Raw genomic sequence first — 23,564 nt, 5'->3', positions numbered from 1 at the left:
GGATCACTCCTGAGCCACATGGCTGATGATGAATGCCTTGGCATACCCCTCGGGGTCGCTGCCGTCCCATCGGCTACCGTCGGCGAACAGGCTGCTGCGGCAATCGGCCGGATCCGCCGCGATACCTGCTGCAAGCGCAGCTTCGCGATACATGGCCAGTTGCTGAACGCCTTCGGCCACGGCGTTATAGTCCGGCGCTTCACGCAGCAACCCCCAGCGACGGAACTGCGTCATGAACCACATCCCGTCGGACAGATAAGGCAGGTTGACCTGCCCTCCGTCGAAAAAGCGCACCGGGTGCGCATCGAGCCACGCATGGCCAAGGCCATCTTCGTAGCGCCCTTCCAGGCGGGGCAAAATGCGCCCGGGCGGGGCATCCAGATACTCCCGAGCACTGAGCAGGTGCGCCGTGGCCTCCAGGTTCTGCTCGACGAATCGGCTGGCTTCAAGCACCGCCATGATCAGCATGCGTGCGGTATTGGGGTAGGTGGCGACAAAATCGCGGGTGCAGGCCAGTACTTTTTCCGGATGGTCCGGCCAGATGGCCTGGCTGGTGCTCAGGGTTGCCGCCAGGTGCTGGTCCACTGCTTCAGCAGCCCAAGGCTCGCCCACGCAGAAGCCGTCGATCCGCCCGGCTCGCAGGTGGTCAAGCATCAGCGGTGGCGGTACCACCACGCTGTCCACTTGGCTCAGAGGGTCGATGCCTTGGCTGGCCAGCCAGTAATTGAGCCACATGGCATGGGTGCCGGTAGGGAACGTCTGGGCAAAGGTGAGCCGGCGCCCTCCATGCTGAATGTGCTCGGCAACGCGCCGTGCGCTGTTCACCCCCTCGCCAGCCAGCGAGGCGGAAAGGCTGAGGCTCTGCCCGTTGCGGTTCAGGCCCATCAATACCGCCATGTCCCGCTGGGCGCCACCGCTGATGCCCAGTTGCACGGCATACACCAGCCCATAAAGGGCGTGCGCGACGTCCAGCTCGCCGCTGGCCAGCTTGTCTTGCAGGCCAGCCCAGGAATGCTGGCGCCGCAGGTTGATGCTCAGCCCATAGGGTTGGGCGAAACCCTGGGTCGCCGCCACCACCACCGAAGCGCAATCGGTGAGGGCCATGTAGCCCAGCTCGATACTGGATTTTTCCGGGCCGTCGCTGCCAGCCACCCAGGCCGTACGTGGGTCTATCGTGTTCGCGGTCATGAATCAGCCTTCTGCAAGCACAACGGCGCCGGGCCGCCTTCCAGGATGAAAGCCAGCCGCGACGCCGTTGTCGTTGATACCGTGTGGGGAGCCTCCATGGCTCCATGCGCAGGGAACGCAGCAATCGCTATGCCAGTGCCGACAAAACCGGCCAAGGCCTATATACTGCCGGCTGTTTTTCGACCCATGCCGAGCAAGCCGACCATGTACGACCTGGCCCGCCAGATCCTGTTCAAACTGTCCGCGGAAACCTCCCACGACCTTTCCCTGGACCTTATCGGCGCCGGCGGGCGGCTGGGGCTCAACCGGTTGCTGGCCAAGCCGCCTGCGCGCTTGCCCACCACGGTAATGGGGTTGCACTTCCCCAACCCGGTCGGCCTCGCGGCGGGCCTGGACAAGAACGGCGCGGCCATCGACGGCTTCGCACAACTGGGCTTCGGTTTCGTTGAAATCGGCACGGTCACCCCGCGCCCACAGCCAGGCAACCCGAAACCCCGGTTGTTCCGCCTGCCCGAGGCCACCGCCATCATCAACCGCATGGGGTTCAACAACCTTGGTGTGGATAACCTGATCGCGCGGGTGAAAGCCGCCCGTTACGAAGGCGTGCTGGGGATCAACATCGGGAAGAATTTCGACACGCCCGTGGAGCGTGCCCAGGACGACTACCTTTTGTGCCTGGACAAGGTACACGAGCACGCCAGCTACGTGACGGTGAACGTCAGCTCGCCGAACACCCCGGGGCTGCGCAGCCTGCAATTCGGCGATTCGCTCAAGGCACTGCTCGAAGCACTGGCCACACGCCGTGAAGCCCTTGCCCTGGCCAGCGGCCGCCGGGTTCCGCTGGCCATCAAGATTGCCCCGGACATGACCGACGAAGAAACCGCCCAGGTGGCCGCCGCGCTACTCGCGACCGGCATGGATGCGGTGATCGCGACCAATACCACGCTGTCGCGTGAAGGGGTGCAAGGCCTCCCCCATGGCGACGAAGCGGGAGGGCTTTCGGGCGCTCCGGTGCGGGAAAAGAGTACTCACACGGTTCGAGTGCTGGCGGGGGAGCTCAAGGGGGCTATCCCGATCATCGCCGCGGGGGGCATTACCGAAGGGGCGCATGCTGCAGAGAAGATCGAAGCCGGCGCGAGCCTGGTGCAGGTGTACTCAGGCTTCATTTATCGTGGCCCGGCATTGATTCGCGAGTCTGTGGATGCCATTGCCGCATTGCCCGGCATGATGCGCCCGGCGGTCTGAAGCGGGGGGCCGCTACGGCGCCCCCGTTGAATGGCCGGGCTACCTGAGTAGCCCGTGCCGCCGCCCGATCAGGCGGCATGGAGGAGAAAGCCTGTCGGGTGTCAGCCGACCGCGTGAAGTTCGTTGAGCCTATGTAGGCCGGCCGTACCGGTCATGCCATCCCAGTTGTCGCCGCGCCCTTCTCTCCAGCCGTTGATCCATGACTGGCGAACCGATGGTAGGGTGAAGGGACACAATTCCCGGGATTTGCCACTGATGCCGTGCTGATAGCCGCGAAGAAATGCTCGTTCCAACGGATCACGCTTGAGTCTTCTCATAGGGTGTAGCCCTCGTTTGTTGACTTATGTCCCGTCGGCCACTGCTGGGCCGGGCAGTAATCGACTGCCGGTGATAAGGGCCTGCTGCCGGCGTGGCAGGCCATGGAAGGCCACACCGTTGCAGCGTGGCCTGGGGTCAGTTCTAAACAACCTTGGCGGCCGAGGGAATGAACGATTTGTAATAAGATGTTCATGTTTAGCGCATCCAGCCATAAGCGCACGCTGGGTGACAATCATGATTAGAGACGTAAGGCCCTGATTTAAACCGATTCAGCCTGGGTGTTGTGATCGGTCAGAGCTTCGAAATAAATGTTTCATCTAGTGCAATGCGGGCGACGAGAGGTCGCCTGACAGTGTGCCTGAAGGAGTTTTCGAACTGCCTGAACGTCTAATCCTTTTTTACGCAAGGGGCGTTCGAGGCGGGAGGCACGGGGTGTGCCAAAGCGGCGCTGGCTGAAACAGCGCTCGATCAACCAGCCGAGGGATGCGTTCCCCGGCCTAATACACAGGCGTTATCGAATGTCCGATGTTTTTGAGTTGTACCTTACCTGCCCCAAAGGCCTGGAAGGCCTGCTTGCCACTGAAGCTGCCGAACTGGGGCTGGCCGAAGTGCGGGAACACACGGCGGCCGTACGCGGCCAGGCCACAATGGAAACCGCCTACCGGCTGTGCCTCTGGTCCCGCCTGGCGAACCGGGTGCTGCTGGTGCTCAAGCGGTTCTCCATGAGCAATGCCGATGATCTGTACCACGGCGTGCGTGAGGTAGAGTGGGCCGAGCACCTGGACCCTGCAGGCACGCTCGCCGTTGAATTCAGCGGGCATGGCTCGGGGATCGACAACACCCATTTCGGTGCGCTCAAGGTCAAGGATGCAATCGTTGACAGCCTGCGCGGGCCGGACGGCCAACGGCCGGGTATCGACAAACTCAACCCGGACCTGCGCATTCACCTGCGCCTTGATCGTGGCGAAGCCATTCTGTCGCTGGACCTTTCCGGGCATAGCCTGCATCAGCGGGGCTATCGCCTGCAGCAGGGCGCGGCGCCACTCAAGGAAAACCTGGCCGCCGCCATTCTGGTACGTGCGGGCTGGCCGCGCATCGCCGCTGAAGGCGGGGCATTGGCAGACCCGATGTGCGGTGTGGGCACCTTCCTGGTGGAAGCCGCGATGATGGCCGCTGACCTTGCACCCAACCTGCGCCGTGAGCGCTGGGGCTTCAGTGGTTGGCTGGGCCACGTCCCTGCCGTATGGCGCAAGGTGCATGACGAGGCGAGTGATCGCGCGCGTGAAGGCTTGGCGCGCAAGCCGGCGTGGATACGTGGCTACGAAGCCGACCCGCGGCTGATTCAGCCGGCCCGAAACAACATCGAGCGCGCCGGGCTGAGCGAGTGGGTGAAAATCTACCAGGGCGAACTGGCAACGTTCGAACCCCGGCCAGACCAGAACCAGAAAGGCCTGGTGGTGTGCAACCCTCCCTATGGCGAGCGCCTGGGCGACGAGGCCAGCCTGGTGTACCTGTATCAGCACCTGGGCGAGCGCTTGCGGCAGGCGTGCCTCAACTGGCAGGCGGCAATCTTTACCGCCGCGCCGGACCTGGGCAAGCGCATGGGTATTCGCAGCCATAAGCAATATGCCTTCTGGAACGGCGCGCTGCCGTGCAAGCTTTTGTTGCTCGACGTCCTCCCCCAGCAATTCGTGACCGGTGAGCGCCGCGCGGCCACGGGCCCGGCCAGCGAAGCCGAAACGGCGCCAGTGCCTGCTGCTGCGCCAGTGGCCGCCCCGGCCCGCCTCAGCGAAGGCGCGCAGATGTTTGCCAATCGCCTGCAGAAAAACCTCAAGCAGCTGGGCAAGTGGGCGCGCCGCGAGCAGGTGGAATGCTACCGGGTGTATGACGCGGACATGCCGGAGTACGCCTTCGCCATCGACCTCTACCAAGGCTGGGTGCATGTGCAGGAATATGCCGCGCCCAAGTCCATCGACCCTCAAAAGGCCCAGACCCGCCTGTTCGATGCCTTGGCGGCGATTCCTGTCGCGCTGGATGTCGACCCGCAGAAAGTGGTGCTCAAACGCCGTGAACGCCAGAGCGGTACCCGCCAATATGAACGGCAGGCTACGCAAGGCACGTTCATGGAAGTCACCGAGGCCGGTGCCCGGCTGCTGGTGAACCTCACGGACTACCTGGATACGGGGCTGTTCCTCGACCATCGGCCGATGCGCTTGCGCATTCAACGGGAAGTCAGCGGCAAGCGGTTCCTGAATCTGTTCTGCTACACCGGCGCGGCTACCGTACATGCGGCCAAAGGTGGCGCACGGGCTACCACCAGTGTGGACCTCTCCCGTACCTACCTGGACTGGGCACGCCGGAACCTGGCGCTGAACGGGTTTTCCGAGCGGCATCAGCTGGTACAAAGCGATGTGATGGCCTGGTTGGAGGAAAGCCGCGAGGAGTACGAGCTGATCTTCATCGACCCGCCGACGTTCTCCAATTCCAAACGAATGGAAGGGGTGTTCGACGTGCAGCGTGATCACGTGCGGCTGCTGGACCTTGCGATGGCGCGGCTGGCCAAGGGCGGCGTGCTGTACTTCTCCAACAACTTCCGCCGCTTTGTGTTGGATGAAAGCGTGGCAGCGCGTTACAACGTGGAGGAAATCAGCCGTGACACCATCGATCCCGACTTCGCTCGCAATGAGCGTATCCACCGCGCGTGGCGCATCCAGGCCCGCTAACCGCCCACCTTCTATCTGATAGCGACAGCGGCTCGCACTGGCTACTAGGCAAAATAGTGGCCAGTGGCTATAAGTCTCTCGGGCCTTTTGATCGGGCCCACCGGCTTTCAGAGTAAAATGGTTATGTTCCCCCGCACCCACCGGCCCAAGATCCTCGGCTTCATCGACGAAAGTGCATCTGCCTGGCGCGTGACGCTCCTCGGGCTCGCGTTCGGCCTTGGAATGACAGCAGCGCTGGCGATCACTGCAGATCTGTTCGCCCGCCAGCAGGTGCGCCAACGCTTCGAACTGCTGGCCAGCGAACGTACCGCGCGCATCGAGGAGCGCTTGCTGGACCAGGCGCAGCGCCTGGACAGCCTGCGCCGGTTCATCACCTGGTCGGACCAGCCCACGGAAGCGGCTTTTGAAGGGTTCTCCACACCGCTACTGGCGCGTACCCGGGCCTTTTCCTGGATGCCTCGGGTGAGCGACGTGCAGCGCAGCGAGTTCGAAGCCCGGGCGGGCTTCCCTATCCGCGCCGTGAGCGGGAATGCGGAGCTGGTGATATCGCCGCCGGCAACGGTCTACTTTCCCATCGCCTACAGCGCCTTCGTCGGCGCCGGGGCGACCCCTTACGGGCTGGACCTGGCCTCCGACGCTGTGCGCCGGACCACGCTCGAAAAAGCCTCGGCCGCCCGCGGCCTTGCGGTGTCCCCGCCACTGGACCTGATTGCCATCGACCCGCCCTATAACCGTGGGGTGCTCATTGTCGCGCCGGTGTACCAGCTGCCGCTGCCCTCCATGGGGGAAGGGGACAGCCGCTTGCGGGGGTATGTGAGCGCCATCATCAGCCTGCATGAGCTGTTGGGTGATGGGTTGCCGGCGCCCGGGGAAGACAACCTCTTCGTGCGCATCCTTGACCTTTCCAGCCCTGACCAGCATGAGGTGCTGTACACCTCGCAGGGCATAGCCGGAGACGAATCCGTAGCCATCAGCCGGCTGCTGCACCTGGCGGACCGCAGCTACCGGATCGAGCTCAAGCCCAGCCGGCTATTTGTAGCCGGAAATCGTTCGCTGGTTGGTGTAGTGATTGCGGTCCTGGGCACACTGCTCACATTGTTGTTTTGCGGGTTGCTCTACAGCCTGGTGACCCAGCGCCAGCGCGCCCTGCAGTTGGTGCGCCAGCGCACCGCCGAGCTAAGCCTGAGTGAGCAGCGTTTGCGCCACACCCATGGCCAGCTGCGCAATGTGCTGGATGCTGCGACCGAAGTGGCGATCATCGCCACCGACCTCGTGGGCATGATCACCACCTTCAACGCTGGAGCCGAGCGCATGCTGGGCTACAGCCAGGCGCAGGTGATCGGTCGGCTGCGGCTGGGCGACCTGCATGTGCATGCCGAATTGAAAGCGCGGGCAGCCCAGCTTCAAGAACGCCTGGGCCGACCGGTATCCACCGTGCAGGCCATGCTCGGCGACGGCGAAGCGCAGCATGCGCCTGAGGCGCACCACTGGACCCTCGTGCGCCGGGACGGTTCGCGGCTCACTGTGAACATGCTGGTCACCGCAGTGCGCGATGAAGCTGCCGAGCCTATCGGCTACCTCGCGGTGTGCATCGATATCACCGAAAGCCTGCGCACCCTGGATGCGTTGGCGGCGCGAGATCGCCAGCTGGAGCGGCTGAGCGCGGAAGTGCCGGGTGGTATCTACCAGTTCCGCCTGCGGCCTGATGGCTCGTCTTCGTTCGATTACGCCAGCCGTGGATTGTGGGAGATCTACGAGATCGACCTGCAGACCCTGGCTCGAGACGGTTCTTACGTATTCGAGCGGATTCACCCCGACGACCTGGCGGGCGTTCGGGCTTCGATCGAGGCCTCCGCGCAACAGCTGACTCGCTGGCAGGCCGAATACCGCGTATGCCTGCCGGAGCGGGGAGAGCGTTGGGTGCGGGGCGAGGCCACCCCCGAGCCGTTGCCCGACGGCAGTATCCTGTGGCACGGCTACCTGTCGGACATCAGCGACCTCAAGCGCGTAGAGCATGAACTGCGCACGCTGTCGGTAACCGACTCGTTGACCGGGATCTACAACCGGCGCTACTTCCAGCAGCGGCTGGGGGCCGAGCTGGAGCGGGCCCGCCGCGCCCATTCGAGCCTTGCGGTGGTGATGTTCGACATCGACCATTTCAAGCGGATCAATGACCGGTACGGCCACCTTGCCGGAGACCGGGTGCTACAGGCTCTCTGCAAGGCGTTCGGCCAACGGCTGCGGCGGCATGATGTGTTCTGCCGCCTGGGCGGCGAAGAATTTGTAGTGCTCTGCCCTGGCAGTGATGCCACCCAGGCCCGGCTGTTAGCTACCGAGCTATGGCAGGCCTTGCGTACCAGCGCCTTGGAAGACGTGGGCCATGTGACCGCCAGCTTCGGCGTGGCAGGCTGGCAGCCAAACGAAACTGGCGAGGCACTGATGGCCCGCGCCGATGCCGCGGTGTACCTGGCCAAGCAACGTGGGCGAGACCAGGTAGTGGAAGGCTGAGGCTGCTGCAGCGGAGCGGTCAGGGGAGGGCAGCGGTGCTCGCGGTGCGCGGCTGGTTGTAAAGGTCCAGCAGTACCTGGTCGAGTACCGATCGCGCGCCCCATGGTTTGGGATCGTTGAGGATGGCCACCACCGCCCAGGTGTTGCCGTTCACGTCCCGGCTGAAGCCGGCGATGGCCCGCACGGTATTAAGGGTGCCGGTCTTGATGTGGCCTTCCCCCGCCATCGAGGTGCGCTTGAGGCGCTTGCGCATGGTGCCGTCCATGCCCACCAGCGGCATCGAGCTCATGAACTCAGCCGAATAGGGGCTGCGCCAGGCCGCTTGCAGCAAGGTAGCCATCTCCCGGGCGCTCACACGCTCGTCACGGGACAAGCCGCTGCCGTTTTCCATTACCAGATGCGGCGCGGTGATGCCCTTCTTGGCCAGCCATTGGCGAATCATGCGCTGCGCGGCCTTGGCATCATCGAGGTCCGCATCGGTACGGAATTGCGCGCCGATGGTCAGGAACAGCTGCTGGGCCATGGTGTTGTTGCTGTACTTGTTGATGTCGCGGATGACCTCGGCCAGGTCGGGCGAAAACGCCCGGGCCAGCAACCGCGCGTTGTTCGGTACCACGCCGTCGCGGTCGGCACCGCTGATGCTGCCGCCCAGCTCGGACCAGATCGCACGGATAGCCCCGGCCGAATACGCGAAGTGATCCAGCAGCGAGAGGTAGGTCTGGGAGCTGCAGCCCTGTGCAAGCTGGCCGCTGACCACCACGCTGATGCCGTCAGGCTGCGGCACCGGGTTGTAGCGGACTTCGCCCGTACACTTGCTGCCCGCAATCGGCTTCACCTGGTTATCCAGGTGAATCGTGCCGATAGGCGGCTCCACCGCTACGCTGACCTTCCCTGAATCGTTGCGTGCCACGAATCGCAACGCCTTGAGGTTGATCATCAGCGCGTCCGGGCGCACCAGGAAAGGTGCGTTTTCGTCGTTGCCGTCGTCGTTGAACACAGGCAGCTGCGGCTGTTTGAAGAAGCTGCGGTCCAGCACCAGATCACCGGTGACCTGCTGCACGCCATTGGCCCGCAGGTCACGCATCAGCAGCCATAGCTTTTCCATGTTCAGCTTCGGGTCACCTCCGCCTTTCACATAGAGGTTGCCGTGGAGCACGCCGTTACTGAGCGTACCGTCGGTATAGAACTCGGTTTTCCACTGGAACGTAGGGCCCAGCAGCTCCAGCGCGGCGAAGGTGGTGACCAGCTTCATGGTGGACGCGGGGTTGACCGAAACGTCGGCATTGAACAGCGTGGTTGAGCCCGGGCCGCTGAGGGGCACCAGTGCAAGGGAAAGGGCGTTATCGTTCAGTTTGCTTGCTTTGAGCGCTTGTTCCACTTTGGGCGTAAGGCTGGCCGGGGCGGCCTGAAGCGGGGCGGCAATTGAAAGCAGCAAGCCGGCGACGAACAACGGGCGCAAGGTTTTGATCATGAAGATAGAGCTCTGCAAGGCGGCGAAAAGTAAGGAGCATGAAAAGGTGAAGGCTCCCGCCAACGATGCGCATTATGCCTGAAGCGCCAGCCAGCTGAGTGCCGCCCGGAACCGCCTGTGGGAAAAATCTACCGATGGGGTGACGGTGAACAGTAATTGTCACGCTGAAATGGTAAAGTGCCGCGCTTGAAACTCATGAGGATTTACCCGATGGCTACAAACCGCTCCCGCCGCCTGCGCAAAAAACTGTGCGTGGACGAATTCCAGGAACTGGGCTTCGAACTGAACCTGGAGTTCAAGGAAAGCCTGAGCGAAGCCGAGATCGACGCCTTCCTCGAAGCGTTCCTGAAGGACGCGATGAAGGCCAACGGTGTCGACTATGTTGGCGGCGATGACTTCGGCCTGGTATGCCTGGCCAAGCGCGGTTCGGTCAGCGAAGAACAGCGCGCCGCCGTGGAAGCCTGGCTCAAGGGCCGTAGCGAACTGACCAACGTTGAAGTCAGCCCGCTGCTGGACGTGTGGTACCCGGAAAAGCCGGTCAACCCCGCAGCCTGATAGTGCCTGTTCCCGAGCCGCAATGGCTCGGGACCCTGCAGGCCTGTGTGAAGCAGGGCTTACACCACTGCATTACGCTTGGCGATGTCCAGCAACTCCACCAGCGATCCCGCCTTCAGCTTGTTCATCAAGCGCTTCTTGTACGTACTTACCGTTTTATTACTTAGGAACATGCCATCGGCAATTTCCCGGTTGGTCCGCCCCTGCGCGAACAATTGCAACACCATCAGTTCTCGATCGTTCACGTGCTGGAACATCTGCAGTTCCGCGTTGCGTCGAGGATCGTCAATGCAGTCCAGTGCCTGGCTGGGGAAATAGTTATAGCCTGCGAACACCGCTCGCACGGCGCTGAGCAATTCGGTGAGCTCTTCCACTTTGCACACGTAACCCGCGGCGCCCAGTTGCATGCAGCGTATGGCGAACAGTTGCGCCGATTGCGCGGTGAGTACCAACACTCGGGAGGGCATGCCCATGGCCTGAAAACGGCCAAGCACCTCCAGCCCGTCGAGCCTGGGCAGGCTGATGTCCAGGATGGTGAGGTCCGGTTGGTATTCGCGGACCATGCGCATGCCATCCACGCCGTTGTCCGCCTCGCCTACAACCGTATAGCCTTCGTTTTCCAGCACCATCCGCACCGCCAGCCGAATGACCGGGTGATCTTCGATGATAAGTACCGAGCCCATTACCGCATCCTTGTTGCAATCAGGTGCGCGACCTTAGCTCAGTTGGGGCGCAGCCAGTGGGCCTGCCCGGCTTTATCGGAGTTTTCCCCAAGCCGGGCGCGCAGCTCAGACGGGTATCGCTCGCCCGGTCATCTCACTGGCCATTTCGCTTGCATAGCTGTCCGTCATGCCGGCAATGAAGTCGATCATGCGCAGGAACGCAGCATGCAGCGGCCAGGAGGGTTCCGGCGCGTTACTGCCCATCAGGTCCAGAATCCTCCGGTTCTTGAATGACAGCCGGCGCCCGCCGTGCTGCTCGAGGGCCGCTCCGCAGAAAGCGTTCAACAGCACCTCCAGTGTGGTATAGGCGCCGATTTCATGCAGCGTCTTGCGCTTGTCCTGGAAGATCTTTTCCCGAGCAATGTCCTTGGCGCCCAGCACACAGCCCTTGGCAGGACCGTCCATGTGTTCCACCAGGTCACCGCTCAGGGTGCCAGCGAGCAATGCAGGCTGCTGTTCCACGAATGCCCGGGCAGCTGCATTCGTGAGGTGCTCGATAGCCTTGCCGCGAAGTATCGCGAGCTTGCGCCGCTGCGAGTCACGGGGGCCAAGCTGGCGGTAGGTTTCCGGCAGGTCGTCACCCACCAGGCCAAGCAATAACGCTTCCACTTCGGCATAGGTGAGCAGGCCCATTTCCAGCCCGTCTTCAAGGTCGATCAAGGCATAACAGATGTCGTCCGCAGCCTCCATCAGGTACACCAGCGGATGCCGTGCCCAGCGCTGGGGTTCAAGCAGCGGTAACCCCAGGCGCCCGGCAATCTGCTCAAGGATCGGCAATTCGCTCTGGTAGCAGCCGAACTTGTGCTTCTTGTACCCCAGCGAGTCGGCATGCCGCGCGGCCCACGGGTATTTGAGATAGGTGCCCAGCGTGGCGTAGGTAAGGCGCATACCACCTTCGAACTGGTGGTACTCAAGCTGGGTGAGCACGCGCAGGCCTTGGGCGTTGCCTTCGAAATTGAGAAAGTCCAGGCGTTCGCCGTCGCTCATGCTGTCGAGCCAGCCGCGCCCGGCCGCCTGCTGGAACCAGTAGCGAATGGCGTCTTCGCCCGAGTGGCCAAACGGCGGGTTGCCGATGTCATGGGCCAGGCACGCCGACTGCACAACCATCCCCAGATCCGCAGCGTCGCACCAGTCCGGTAACTCGTCACGCAGGGTTTCACCCACCCGCATGCCGAGGGAGCGGCCTACGCAACTCACTTCCAGGGAATGAGTGAGCCGGGTGTGAATATGGTCATTGCTGGAGACAGGGTGCACCTGGGTCTTGCGACCCAGGCGGCGGAAGGCACCGGAAAAAATGATCCGGTCATGGTCCTTGTGAAACGGGCTGCGGCCCAGCTCTTCCACGCTATGCACGGGTTTACCGAGCCGCTCGCGGGTAAGCAGTGTTTGCCAATCCAAGGCGCTTCTCCGTCGTTGGTCAGCCTGTAGCTTCCCGCCATTGCGCTGTGGTGGCAACCACCGATGCCGCGCTCAACGTTTGCTGGCCCCTTGCAACAGCTTGATCAGCGGCACCAGGCTGACTGCAAGCTTGGCCAGCCGGGCAGCCGCGCCGATGCCACCCTTGCGCGCGCCCTTGCCGGACAGAAAGCCCAGCAGGCTGACCAGGCCTACGCCCCATAGGGGCGCGTGGCGGATGCCCAGGTTTTTGTTCAGCCCTTGGCCCATGTTGCGGAACCGCGACAGTGGATTGACCAACTGGCGTGATTCCTGACGGATCTCCTGGCGGTGCATTTCCATGCGCAGGCGAATCAGCGCCTTGCGCATTTCCCGGCGAGTGGCGCCGTTCGGAACACTGTGTCGGTTCATGGCAACAGGCGCTCCCGATCATTGGCCAGCTCTTCGAGCGTGGCATGGAAGGGTGACGACTCGTCAAAGATCGCAGCCTTGAGGCGCAGCGCGCAGAACAGCCCTGCGAGCAGGTAGAACACGCACAGGCCGATCATCCCGGGGATGCGATAGTTATCCCACAACAGGATAAGGATCAGCCCGGAGAGCGCGACCAGGGCAAGCAATGCAAACACCAGTGACAGCCCGGCGAACAGCAGGAGGCTCAAGGTACGTGCCTTTTGCTCCTGCAGTTCGATACCCAGCAGTTCAACGTGGCTGTGCAGCCAGCCCAGCAACGCGCCACCGAGCCGGCGGCCGTGGGAACCGGACGTTTCGCCTACCGGTGGCGGCAGGGAAGTGGATTCGCTGTCCCGGTTCATATCAGCGCCTTGTAGCCAGCAGGCCTACCAGAAACCCAACCCCGGCGGCGATGCCAATGGCGGGCAGTGGATTGGCCTGGACATAGTCCTCGGCGGCCACCAGTGCGGCTGCACCTTGCTCGCGAAGCTGCGCTTCGGTCTGCTTGAGCGAAACCCGGGCCTTGGCGAGGCTTTCCTTGATCTGCTCGCGAAGCTCCTCGGCTTGTTCGCCAGCCAGGCTGGCCGTGTGCTCCAGCAGCTTTTCGGTATCGCGGATCAGGGTCTGGAAATCAGTACTCAGCACGTCTTGTGCGGTGTTCAAGGTATCGCGAGTCATGGCGTCCTCCTTACGTGGGCTTTGAAGTTCGAGTCCCGTTTCGTCATCAAGGTTCAGCGGGTCGATGGTACATTTTTTGCTGCCCGATGGTGCGCGGAAGTAACTTCTGCGTCGTACGTGTGCAACATCCGCCTGGCGCAAGCGCGGCGGCAAGCGTTGCAAGCGAATGAATTATAGGCAGGTCCGATAATTGGCCTGCACTTGCCAGGTTAGCGTGCGCAGCGTTGGTGCAAGCGGGGCGCCAGAGAACCAGAGCAGTGCACGGCTTGAAGGAGCCTGTCGAGCAACCGCCCTTTTTTCGAGCCTGCCGTACCTATGGAAAATCTGCAAAGCGCCGTGGACACGCTCGTACACGGTTCAAACACCCTGTTCCTGTTGTGTGGGGCCGTGATGGTCCTGGCCATGCATGCAGGCTTCGCTTTTCTGGAGGTGGGCACGGTTCGCCAGAAAAACCAGGTGAACGCCCTGTCGAAAATCCTCAGCGATTTCGCCATCTCGGCCCTCGCGTATTTCTTCATCGGTTACTGGGTGGCGTATGGAGTGAATTTCTTTGCCCCGGCGGCGGTGCTGGCGGCCGACCATGGCTATGCGCTCGTGAAATTTTTCTTTCTGCTGACCTTCGCCGCCGCTATTCCCGCGATCATTTCCGGCGGCATCGCCGAGCGCGCCCGTTTCGTGCCGCAATTGTGCGCCACGCTATTGATCGTAGCGTTCCTTTATCCGTTTTTCGAAGGGCTGGTATGGAATGGCAACCTGGGCTTGCAGGCCTGGCTGCAGGCGCGCTTCGGCGCCCCGTTCCACGATTTCGCAGGCTCGGTAGTGGTCCATGCCATGGGCGGCTGGATCGCGCTGGCAGCCGTCATTCTCCTCGGCGCGCGGCGCGGCCGCTATCGTGATGGGCGCCTGGTGGCCATGGCACCGTCCAATATTCCGTTCCTGGCGCTGGGGTCGTGGATTCTCATCGTCGGCTGGTTCGGTTTCAACGTAATGAGCGCACAAACGGTGCAGGGGGCCAGCGGGCTGGTAGCGGTCAACTCGCTGATGGCCATGGTGGGCGGCACGATCGCCGCCTTGCTGGTCGGCCGCAACGACCCCGGTTTCCTCCACAACGGCCCACTCGCCGGGCTGGTGGCGGTGTGTGCCGGCTCCGACCTGATGCACCCCATTGGCGCGCTGGTCACGGGTGCAGTGGCAGGGGCGCTGTTTGTCAGCTGTTTTATCGCCGCGCAAGGCAAGTGGAAAATCGACGACGTACTCGGCGTGTGGCCGCTGCATGGCGTTTGCGGCGTATGGGGCGGCCTGGCCTGTGGCCTGTTCGCCCAACCTTGGCTTGGCGGGCTTGGCGGCGTATCCATGGCCAGCCAGCTGATCGGCAGCGCGCTGGGCGTGAGCCTGGCGCTGGCGGGTGGCGCTACGGTGTATGGCTTTTTGAAATTCACCGTGGGCATTCGCCTTACCCATGAGCAGGAATTCGAAGGGGCGGACCTGTCCCTGCATCGCATTGGCGCGGTAAATCTGGACTGAGCTGCCGTGGCTGGGTTGGCGGGGCGGGGCTAGACTTCAAGCTCCGCGCCCAAGGGTCCGCCTCGCCATGTGCCCAGAATGCCAACTGTTCGTTACCCGCAATTGCCCACGCTGTGCGCTTGCCGAGGCGGCATTGTTGCCCTTGGTGGAGCACGGCCTGTGGGTCGAACTGATCGACCTTGAAGAAGCCGGCGGCGTACCGGCCAGCTACGAGGCGCGCGCACCGCTGCTGAGGCGGGTAGATACCGGCGCGGTACTGGACTGGCCCTTCAGCCCGGATCAGGTTGTTCACTTCCTGAAATAACACCGCTTGTGCCAATTCGTTCGTAGCCGTTGCACAATGCGACCCCGAAAGGATTCGCGCCAACCGGCGGACGAGCGTTCGTTGCCTTTAGGCTTGCGTGCCAATATGCTGTATAAAAATACAGTGGCACGGCCTGGCGCCGCACACTAAGGAAAGGGACGTGATCAACATTCAACAACTCAAGAGCAGCGTGAATCACATGTCACCGGAAACGGTGTTCGAAGCGGTGCTCGATCTACGCCTCGATGGGCTGGTCATGGAGAGCAAAACGCCCTTTGGCAAGCTGCACTTCAACACCTGTTTTGCCGAAATCGAGGCGCTGTTTCAGCGCGCCGGCTACCACCAGCGGCTGGATGTGATGGGGTTCCAAGGCCAAGCCTATGCGCTGTTCGACCCTGCCCGCTGGGAAGCGGTAGACGTGCTGCGCTGGCTGGAGCGCCATTCCAGGGCATTGGCCGCGGGCCAGAAGCAGAGCGTGGTGCTTTAACGCCGCGGCCGGGCAGGGGATAATCCCGCCCCCGCCAACCAGGAAACCACCATGCCCGCGCCATCCTTCGTTCCGTCTGCGTCTCAGGCCAGCACCGTAGTGCTGCCGCCGGGGGCCTGGGTGACCGTGCTGGACTGCCTTGTCGACCGCTTCCCGGCTATCAGCCGCGCTCAGTGGGAAAATCGATTCGCTCGCGCTCGGGTGCTGGACGAACGCGGGGTGCCACTTACGCCGGAACACCCCTACCGCCGGGGGCTGCGGGTGCATTATTACCGTGAGGTACCCCTGGAGCGCCCCATCCCGGTACAGGAGCGGATCCTTCACCTGGACGACCACCTGCTGGTCGCGGACAAACCCCACTTCCTGCCAGTAACGCCCGCCGGGGAGTTTGTGGAAGAAACCCTCCTGCGTCGGCTTATCCGCGAAACAGGCAACCCTCATCTGGTGCCGCTGCACCGCATTGACCGGCACACCGCCGGCCTGGTGATGTTTTCCACCAACCCGGACAGTCGAGGGCCTTATCAGCAGCTGTTTCCCACACGCCGCATAGATAAAGCATACGAAGCCATTGCTCCGGCATTGCCCGATATCGCCTTCCCTCACACACGCCATAGCCGGATCGTGCGTGGCGAACCTTTTTTCCGGATGCGTGAAGCCGACGGGGCGCCCAACAGCGAAACACGCCTGGAAGTCATCGACGCAGGGCGTGAGCTGTGGCATTACCGGCTGCTTCCAATCACCGGGCGTACCCATCAGTTGCGGGTGCACATGGCCGGGTTGGGGGCCCCTATCTGCAACGACCCCTTCTATCCTGCGGTGGCTCCGCCGGGCGAGCCCGACGATTACAACCGCCCACTGCAGTTGTTGGCACGGTCGCTCGCTTTTGACGATCCCCTCACCGGGGCGCGCCGGGCATTCGAGAGCGCGCTGAGTTTGAACACGATGTAAGCCCGTCGAAGCGTGCTGGCTTAATAATTACTTACAGCTTTTACACACTTCTTTGTCTTAAAACGCCCGCTTGGCTTTAGCATGGCGGCACCTGTTCCGGAGTGCCGTGATGCCGTTGTCTACCCGTTGCGCCCTGACCTGCTTGTTGATGAGCGTATGCATGGTAATGCTCGCCGGTTGCGAGAAGCCGTCAGCATCAGCCGCACAGGCGCCGCCTCCGCAAATCGCGGTCGAAACCGTGAAGCCGCAAGCGCTCACGCTCACCACTGAACTCAATGGCCGGCTGGTATCGCCGCGCACGGCCGAGGTTCGGGCGCGTGTCGCTGGCATCGTGCTCAAACGGGTGTATCGCGAAGGTAGCGACGTGAAGCAGGGCGACGTGCTGTTCCTGATCGATCCCGCCCCCTTCAAGGCGGATGTGGATAGCGCCGCGGCAGGCCTGAAAAAAGCCGAGGCCAACCGGTACCAGGCCCGCTTGCAGGCGCAACGCTATCGGGAACTGGCGACCTACGATGCCGTGAGCCGGCAGGAAGCTGAAAACGCCCGGGCGAACTACCTGCAGGCGGAGGCCGACGTCGATGCCAACCGCGCTGCCCTCGAGCGTGCGCGCCTGAACCTTGGCTACGCCACCGTAACGGCGCCGATTTCGGGGCGTACCAGCAAGGCACTGGTAACCGAGGGCGCGCTGGTGGGGCAGGGCGATACCACTGCGTTGGCGACCATCCAGCAACTGGAGCCGATCTATGCGGACGTGAACCAGACAACTCGGCAGATCGCCGAGCTGCGGCGTTCTCTACAGACCGGCCAGGTGCAAGCACTGGGGCAGGGGCAAATCAGCGCAACGCTGCTTCAGGAAGACGGCTCTGAGTATCCGCTCAAGGGCCAGTTGCTGTTTTCCGACCTCACGGTAGACCAGAGCACAGGGCAGATAACCCTTCGCAGCCAGTTCCCCAATCCGCAGAAGGAATTGCTCCCCGGGAGCTTTATCCGTGTGCGCCTGGACCAGGCGCGAAGCGCCCAAGGTATTACCGTTGCACAGCGGGCCGTGCAGCGCGATGCGGCCGGCAAGGCGTTCGTGCTGATCGTCGACACTGAGGACAAGGTGCGGGAGCGGCCGGTCGAGTTGGGTGCCGTGCAGCGAAACCGTTGGGTTGTACAGGCTGGGCTGGGCGCGGGCGACCGGGTAGTCGTCGAAGGGCTGCAGCATGCCCAGGCGGGGGTGGTGGTTCAGGCGCAGGAGGCCACCTTGGCAACCGGGCCTGGGGAGCAACGCTGATGGCACAGTTTTTTATCGGGCGGCCTGTGTTCGCCTGGGTAATTGCGCTGTTCATTGCACTTGTGGGGTTGCTCGCGCTTCCCAACCTGCCGGTGGCCCAGTACCCCAGCGTGGCACCGCCGCAGATCGAACTCACGGCAACCTACCCAGGGGCTTCTGCCCACACCATTGACGAAAGTGTGGTGAGCCTGATCGAGCAGGAGCTGAACGGGGTCGACCACCTCTTGTATTTCAGTTCCAGCAGCAGCCAGAACACCGCGACTATTACTGTGACGTTCAAGCCCGGCACCGACCCGGAGCTGGCCAAGGTGGATGTGCAAAACCGGCTCAAGGTGGTAGAGCCCCGGTTGCCTCGGGCAGTCACCCAACAAGGCTTGCAGATCGAGGAAACCTCGGCCGGGTTTCTGCTGTTCGCCACCCTGACGTCCACGGACGGGCGGCTGGACGAGATCGCGCTCAGTGACTACCTGGCCCGTAACGTGGTGAACGAACTTCGGCGTCTGGACGGGGTGGGCAAGGTGCAGTTGTTCGGCTCGGAGCGCGCCATGCGGATCTGGGTGGACCCTCAAAAGCTCATCGCTTACAACCTCACCCCCGGCGACGTCAGCCAGGCCATCGCCGCCCAGAACATCCAGGTGTCCGCTGGCGCTGTTGGTGATCTACCCGCTCCGGCGGGGCAGGAAGTCACTGCCACAGTAAGGGTGACGGGGCAGTTGAGTACACCTGAGGACTTCTCGGCTATCGTGCTCAAAGCCAACCGCAACGGTTCGAACGTGACCCTCGGTGACGTGGCCAGGGTAGAGGTGGGTGCGCAAAACTATAACTTTGCCACCCGCTTGAACGGCAATGCCTCGGTAGCGTTGGGCGTACAGCTGGCCCCTGCGGGGAACGCCATGAGCACCGCGACGCTTGTGCGGGACAGGCTCGAGGAGCTGTCCCGGTATTTCCCGGCGGCCGTGAAATACGACATCCCCTACGACACAGCGCCCTTCGTGAAGATTTCCATCACCAAGGTGATCCATACCCTGCTCGAAGCGATGGTGCTGGTATTCGTGGTGATGTTCCTTTTTCTCCAGAACATCCGCTACACGCTGATCCCGGCACTGGTGGTGCCCGTGGCCTTGCTGGGCACATGTGCAGCCATGCTGTTGCTCGGGTTCTCCATCAATGTGCTCACCCTGTTCGGCATGGTGCTGGCCATCGGTATCCTGGTGGACGATGCGATCGTGGTGGTGGAAAACGTGGAGCGGCTGATGGCGCAGGAAGGGTTATCCCCACGAGACGCCACCCGCAAGGCGATGACGGAAATCAGCGGCGCGATCATCGGTATTACCCTCGTGCTGACGGCCGTGTTTGTCCCCATGGCTTTCATGCCCGGCTCGGTGGGCGTGATCTACCAACAGTTTTCGCTCTCGATGGCGGTGGCCATCCTGTTTTCAGCATTCCTGGCGCTCAGCCTTACGCCAGCGCTATGCGCCACGGTCATCAAGCCCTTGCCGGCGGGAGGGCACCGGGAAAAGCGAGGGTTCTTTGGCGGCTTCAATCGCCGCTTCGATCGCATAAACCAGCGGTATGAGGGTTGGGTACGCAGCGCAGTGAACCGCGTAGGGCGGTACATGGTGGTGTTCGCCTTGCTCTGCGCACTGATGGCCGTGCTCTTCGCGCGCTTGCCGTCCTCCTTCCTGCCCACCGAGGACCAAGGCTATACCATCACCGACATCCAGCTGCCGCCCGGCGCCAGTCAGGCCCGGACCATCGAGGTGGCGCGCGGGATAGAAGCGCACAACGCGCAGGAACCGGGCGTGGACAACACGGTGATGATCCTTGGCTTCAGCTTCTCCGGGAGCGGGCAAAACGCTGCGCTGGCGTTTACCACGCTCAAGGACTGGGCCGAACGCGGGGCCGAGGATACAGCCCAGGCCATCGCGGACCGGGCCAGCGCCGCCTTTTCGGGCTTGAAGGATGCAATGGCCTTCAGCCTGTTGCCGCCGCCGATAGACGGGTTGGGCACGTCGGGCGGTTTCGAAGTAAGGCTTCAGGATCGCTCGGGGCAGGGGTACGACGCGCTGCGCCAGGCGCGTAATGAACTACTCGGCAAGGCCTTGCAAAGCAGCTTGCTACAGAACGTGCGGGAAGCCTCGCTCGCGGAAACGCCACAGGTCAACATCGAGGTGGACCGCCAGCAAGCCAATGCCATGGGTGTTTCCTTCGCTGATATCGCCAGCGTGCTGTCCATTGCCGTGGGCTCCGCCTATGTGAACGACTTCCCCAATGCGGGGCGGATGCAACAGGTGATCGTGCAGAGTGAAGGCGAGCATCGCCAACAGGTCGACGATCTGCTTCGGCTGGAGGTAAGAAACAGCGAGGGGAGGATGGTGCCTGTATCCGCCTTCGCCAGGGCGGTATGGGAGCGCGGGCCAGCCCAGCTCAATCGCTACAACGGCTACCCAGCGGTCAGTGTGTCCGGCGCGCCGTCTGCAGGCTACAGCACTGGCCAGGCCATGGAGGAAATGGAACGCCTCGCGGCAAGCCTGCCCAAGGGTTTCACCCTCGAGTGGACGGGGCTGTCGCTGCAGGAGCGCCTTTCCTCGGGCCAGGCGCCACTGCTGCTGGGGCTGTCCATGCTGGTGGTGTTCCTGTGCCTGGCCGCCCTCTACGAAAGCTGGGCAATCCCCGTCGCCGTGTTGCTGGTGGTGCCAGTGGGTGTGCTGGGGGCAGTGCTTGCCGTCACCCTGCGGGGCATGCCTAATGACGTGTTCTTCAAGGTGGGCCTGATTACCCTTATCGGGCTGTCTGCCAAGAACGCCATTCTTATCATCGAGTTTGCCAAAAGCCTGCATGAACAGGGAATGGACCGGATGGAGGCCGCTGTCCGGGCGGCGCGGCTACGCTTGCGGCCGATTGTGATGACCTCGCTGGCATTCATCCTGGGGGTAGTGCCGCTGGTATTCGCCACCGGGGCCAGCTCGGCCAGCCAGCAGGCCATTGGTACAGGGGTAATCGGGGGCATGCTCACCGCTACGTTTGCGGTCGTGTTCGTGCCCGTGTTTTTCGTGCTGGTGATGAGCGTAGTGGAGCGGCGACGACGCAGGACCGCGCCGGTAGCCGGCCTGGATTGACACCCCGAGCCAGCCGCTACACTTCCAGCTTTGATCTCACCGAGAGTACAGGCAATGGCAGTGTTCCAGGCTAGCGATTACGGCGCGCTCGGCAACGGGCGCAGCGATGACACCCAGGCCCTGCAAGCGGCTATTGATGCAGCGGCCGCGGCGGGCGGCGGAACAGTACAGCTTACGCCCGGCACTTACCTCATCAGTGGCGACAACGGCGGCCCTGCCTTGACGCTGCCCGCCAACGTCATCATCGAAGGCCCGGCCGGCTATGGCACCGAGGTGGTGCTCAAGCTGGCGGGCGGGGCGCAGGATACCAGCGCCCTCCTGAGCAGTGCGGGTGACAACACAGGCGCACGCTTTCTGACCCTCGACGGCAACCGCAGCAACACCAGTGGCGAGGTGAGCGGTTGGGTAAACGGGGACAGCAGCGGCGTGGTGCTGGACCGGGTGGTGGCGCAGGAATTATCCGGCTATGGCCTTGATCTGCGCGCAGAGGGCAGCCAGGTCACGGTTACCCGAGCCTATGTGCAGAATAACGGCGCCGACGGCATCGTCGCGTCAGGGCTGGTGGATAGCCAGCTGAGCGATACCATTGTTCGCGACAACAATGGCAATGGCTTGAACCTGACCGGCCCACTGGCGGTGGCGGGCCTTGTCAGCACGCAGAACACGGGCAACGGCGTGCTACTGCAGGGCGCTGGCGCCAGCCTGGTGGGAGGCAGCGTCAGCAGTAACGGGCTGGACGGCGTGCACTTGAACGGTACCGAGAATGCCAGCCTGCAATACATCACCCTCACGGGCCGCCAGGGCACCTTGATTCAGGCAGACGGCGCTGAAGGTACGGTGCTGGCCCACAACCAGTTTCTGCTCAGCGGCACCGCCACTGCCGTGGCGCTGGAGAGCAGCACGTCCACCCAGGTGAGCGAAAACGCCTTCCTGAACTGGCTGGCGAGCGACGGTAACGCAGCCCCTGTCAGCGTGGTAGAAACCGGCCAAAGCAATGCCACGCAGGTGGCAGGCAACTACCTGGCCCAAGGCATTGGCGCGCCGGTGATCGAGGGGGCCGGCAGCGTACTGCTCACCAATACCTCTACCCTGTTCAGCCAAGGTACCGCGCAAGCGGACACCATCGATTACTACAGCACTACGCTACCAGTGGATCGCGTAATAGACGGCGGCGCAGGAGCTGACCAAATCAACGCAGGCGTGGGCGACGTTACGCTGATCGGCGGCGAGGGCAGGGATGTTTTGTGGGGGACGGGCGGGCACGAGGGCAGCGTGACGTTCCGTTACCAAAGCCTTGCAGACAGCTACCGCAGCGCTACCTCCACCTACGCCGACCAGCTACGTGGTTTCAACGTAACCACTGACAAGATCGACGTGACCAGCCTGGGGTTCACCGGCCTTGGGGACGGGCACGAGGGCACCCTGGCCCTGGTGTACAACGCGGACAAAGGCGTCACCTATCTCAAGAGCTACGACTCCGATGGCGAGGGGCGCCGTTTTGAAATTGGCCTGGTGGGCGATTACCGCGGGCTGCTCACCGATGACAATTTCCAGGCCAGCATCACGGGCACCGACGGCAGCGACACCTTGTACGGCACTACCCAAGGCGAGGAAACCATGCTGGGCGGGGCCGGCCGCGATAACCTCTACGGGCGCGGCAGCGCTGACCGCCTCGACGGTGGCGCCGGCGGTGACCGGCTGAGCGGTGGAGCGGGGGCAGATACCTTTGTGTTTTCCAACCTGTCCGACAGCCAGGTCACCGCACAAGGCGGCACTACTGGGCGTGACCAGATCATCGACTTCGACAGCAATAGCGGCGACCGCGTCGATGTTTCCGCCTTGGGCTTCACTGCGCTGGGTGACGGCACCGGTACCACCCTGGCGTTGGCCTACGACAGTGAGAATGCTCTTACCCGGCTGTATTCGGCCCAGGCGGGCGGAGATGGCGCACATTTCGAAGCCGCATTGAGCGGTGATCAGGTGGCCGCGCTGGAGCGCGGCGGGATCGACTTCGCCTGGGTCGATCAGGGGCGCGTCGTTGTCAGTTCGCCTGTGGAGAGCCTGTATCAGACCGGAACCGCCGGGCCCGATACGCTGACCGGCGATAACGCTTCGGACGTACTGAATGGCGGCGCTGGAAATGATCGGCTGACGGGCGGTGCCAACCGCGACAGCCTCACCGGCGGGGAAGGGAGCGACCGCCTGATCGGTGGCAGCGGCGACGACTTGTTCTACGTGTCTTCGGTCTCCGAAAGTTATCGCACGGCCACCAGCAGCCACAGTGACCTCATCACGGATTTCGCTCAGGGCAATGACCGGCTGGTCCTCAGCGGCCTGGGCTATACCGACCTGGGTGATGGCACCCACGGCACGTTGAACGTGAGCTACAACGCCACGCTGGACCGTACCTACCTGCGGGACTTCACGGTCGATGATCAGGGGCGCTCATTTCAGCTCACGTTCGTGGGGGACCAGACCGCGACGCTGACATACAACCATATCGAGTGGGGCCCTGCCATCGTAACTGCAGACCTGACCCTGCTAGGGCAGGCGGCCAGCGACCTGGCTTGATCCTGCAGGTTACCCACCTAAGCCCCTGTGCGCCCTGGCGCCGGGGGCTTCGGTGCATTGATCGCATGTGTGCATCAATCCA

Annotated in this window: 19 protein-coding genes; 11 read left to right on the top strand and 8 right to left on the bottom strand. The window is 63.0% G+C overall.

Going from position 1 to position 23,564, the window contains the following annotated elements:
- Window positions 1-3: 3 nt before the first annotated feature.
- On the bottom strand, window positions 4-1,188 hold the full coding sequence (locus tag G7016_RS08065) for a CmpA/NrtA family ABC transporter substrate-binding protein (protein ID WP_181112574.1): 1,185 nt from the start codon (window positions 1,186-1,188) through the stop codon (window positions 4-6).
- Window positions 1,189-1,392: 204 nt separating this feature from the next.
- Between G7016_RS08065 and G7016_RS08060 the strand changes: the two genes are divergently transcribed.
- The gene (locus tag G7016_RS08060; protein WP_181112572.1) at window positions 1,393-2,433 is read left to right on the top strand and encodes a quinone-dependent dihydroorotate dehydrogenase; all 1,041 of its coding nucleotides are present in this window, start codon (window positions 1,393-1,395) and stop codon (window positions 2,431-2,433) included.
- A gap of 101 nt (window positions 2,434-2,534) precedes the next feature.
- Here the strand turns inward: G7016_RS08060 and rmf are convergent, their stop codons facing one another.
- Window positions 2,535-2,750, bottom strand: coding sequence for a ribosome modulation factor (gene rmf / locus G7016_RS08055; RefSeq protein WP_181112570.1), 216 nt, complete (start codon window positions 2,748-2,750; stop codon window positions 2,535-2,537).
- A 519-nt stretch (window positions 2,751-3,269) separates the two neighbouring features.
- On the opposite strand from rmf, the gene rlmKL reads away from it, so the two are divergent.
- Together rlmKL and G7016_RS08045 are read left to right on the top strand one after the other, a co-directional pair.
- Entirely contained in the window at window positions 3,270-5,474 is a 2,205-nt protein-coding gene (gene rlmKL / locus G7016_RS08050; protein WP_181112568.1) for a bifunctional 23S rRNA (guanine(2069)-N(7))-methyltransferase RlmK/23S rRNA (guanine(2445)-N(2))-methyltransferase RlmL, read from the top strand.
- 123 nt (window positions 5,475-5,597) lie between these two features.
- Window positions 5,598-7,982, top strand: a complete 2,385-nt coding sequence (locus G7016_RS08045) for a diguanylate cyclase (RefSeq protein ID WP_181112566.1) — start codon at window positions 5,598-5,600, stop codon at window positions 7,980-7,982.
- Window positions 7,983-8,001: 19 nt separating this feature from the next.
- On the opposite strand, the gene dacB is transcribed toward G7016_RS08045, so the two are convergent.
- Complete coding sequence (dacB, locus tag G7016_RS08040; protein WP_181112564.1) at window positions 8,002-9,453, bottom strand: D-alanyl-D-alanine carboxypeptidase/D-alanyl-D-alanine endopeptidase; 1,452 nt, start codon at window positions 9,451-9,453, stop codon at window positions 8,002-8,004.
- Window positions 9,454-9,663: 210 nt separating this feature from the next.
- On the opposite strand from dacB, the gene G7016_RS08035 reads away from it, so the two are divergent.
- Complete coding sequence (locus tag G7016_RS08035) at window positions 9,664-10,008, top strand: YggL family protein (protein ID WP_181112562.1); 345 nt, start codon at window positions 9,664-9,666, stop codon at window positions 10,006-10,008.
- 59 nt (window positions 10,009-10,067) lie between these two features.
- On the opposite strand, the gene G7016_RS08030 is transcribed toward G7016_RS08035, so the two are convergent.
- The 5 genes from G7016_RS08030 to G7016_RS08010 form a co-directional block, all read right to left on the bottom strand.
- On the bottom strand, window positions 10,068-10,691 hold the full coding sequence (locus G7016_RS08030) for a response regulator transcription factor (RefSeq protein WP_181112560.1): 624 nt from the start codon (window positions 10,689-10,691) through the stop codon (window positions 10,068-10,070).
- Between the two features lie 105 nt (window positions 10,692-10,796).
- Entirely contained in the window at window positions 10,797-12,128 is a 1,332-nt protein-coding gene (locus G7016_RS08025) for a deoxyguanosinetriphosphate triphosphohydrolase (protein ID WP_181112558.1), read from the bottom strand.
- 72 nt (window positions 12,129-12,200) lie between these two features.
- On the bottom strand, window positions 12,201-12,536 hold the full coding sequence (locus G7016_RS08020; RefSeq protein ID WP_181112556.1) for a hypothetical protein: 336 nt from the start codon (window positions 12,534-12,536) through the stop codon (window positions 12,201-12,203).
- Window positions 12,533-12,937, bottom strand: a complete 405-nt coding sequence (locus G7016_RS08015; protein WP_181112554.1) for a phage holin family protein — start codon at window positions 12,935-12,937, stop codon at window positions 12,533-12,535. The genes G7016_RS08020 and G7016_RS08015 overlap by 4 nt, the downstream gene beginning before the upstream one ends.
- Window position 12,938: 1 nt before the next feature.
- Window positions 12,939-13,253: a DUF883 family protein gene (locus G7016_RS08010; RefSeq protein WP_181112552.1), complete on the bottom strand. Its 315-nt coding sequence runs from the start codon at window positions 13,251-13,253 to the stop codon at window positions 12,939-12,941.
- A 315-nt stretch (window positions 13,254-13,568) separates the two neighbouring features.
- Between G7016_RS08010 and G7016_RS08005 the strand changes: the two genes are divergently transcribed.
- The 7 genes from G7016_RS08005 (at window position 13,569) to G7016_RS07975 (ending at window position 23,482) form a co-directional block, all read left to right on the top strand.
- On the top strand, window positions 13,569-14,777 hold the full coding sequence (locus G7016_RS08005) for an ammonium transporter (protein WP_181112550.1): 1,209 nt from the start codon (window positions 13,569-13,571) through the stop codon (window positions 14,775-14,777).
- A gap of 67 nt (window positions 14,778-14,844) precedes the next feature.
- Window positions 14,845-15,081 (top strand): glutaredoxin family protein, encoded by a 237-nt coding sequence (locus G7016_RS08000; protein WP_181112548.1) that lies wholly within the window; start codon window positions 14,845-14,847, stop codon window positions 15,079-15,081.
- Window positions 15,082-15,241: 160 nt separating this feature from the next.
- Window positions 15,242-15,568 carry a transcriptional regulator gene (locus tag G7016_RS07995; protein WP_181112546.1) on the top strand — a complete coding sequence of 109 codons (327 nt, stop codon included), beginning with the start codon at window positions 15,242-15,244 and terminating at the stop codon, window positions 15,566-15,568.
- A 51-nt stretch (window positions 15,569-15,619) separates the two neighbouring features.
- Window positions 15,620-16,516 (top strand): pseudouridine synthase, encoded by an 897-nt coding sequence (locus G7016_RS07990; protein WP_181112544.1) that lies wholly within the window; start codon window positions 15,620-15,622, stop codon window positions 16,514-16,516.
- Window positions 16,517-16,625: 109 nt separating this feature from the next.
- A complete protein-coding gene (locus G7016_RS07985) occupies window positions 16,626-17,792 on the top strand; it encodes an efflux RND transporter periplasmic adaptor subunit (protein WP_181112542.1) in 1,167 nt (388 codons plus the stop codon).
- Window positions 17,792-20,911 carry an efflux RND transporter permease subunit gene (locus G7016_RS07980; RefSeq protein ID WP_181112540.1) on the top strand — a complete coding sequence of 1,040 codons (3,120 nt, stop codon included), beginning with the start codon at window positions 17,792-17,794 and terminating at the stop codon, window positions 20,909-20,911. The genes G7016_RS07985 and G7016_RS07980 overlap by 1 nt, the downstream gene beginning before the upstream one ends.
- 54 nt (window positions 20,912-20,965) lie before the next feature.
- Window positions 20,966-23,482 carry a M10 family metallopeptidase C-terminal domain-containing protein gene (locus tag G7016_RS07975; RefSeq protein WP_181112538.1) on the top strand — a complete coding sequence of 839 codons (2,517 nt, stop codon included), beginning with the start codon at window positions 20,966-20,968 and terminating at the stop codon, window positions 23,480-23,482.
- Window positions 23,483-23,564: the final 82 nt, after the last annotated feature.

The organism is Pseudomonas japonica (assembly GCF_013522925.1).
Taxonomy (GTDB): domain Bacteria; phylum Pseudomonadota; class Gammaproteobacteria; order Pseudomonadales; family Pseudomonadaceae; genus Aquipseudomonas; species Aquipseudomonas japonica_A.
The sequence above is the reverse complement of the archived record's forward strand: the minus strand, read 5'-3'. Positions and strand labels throughout refer to the sequence as shown.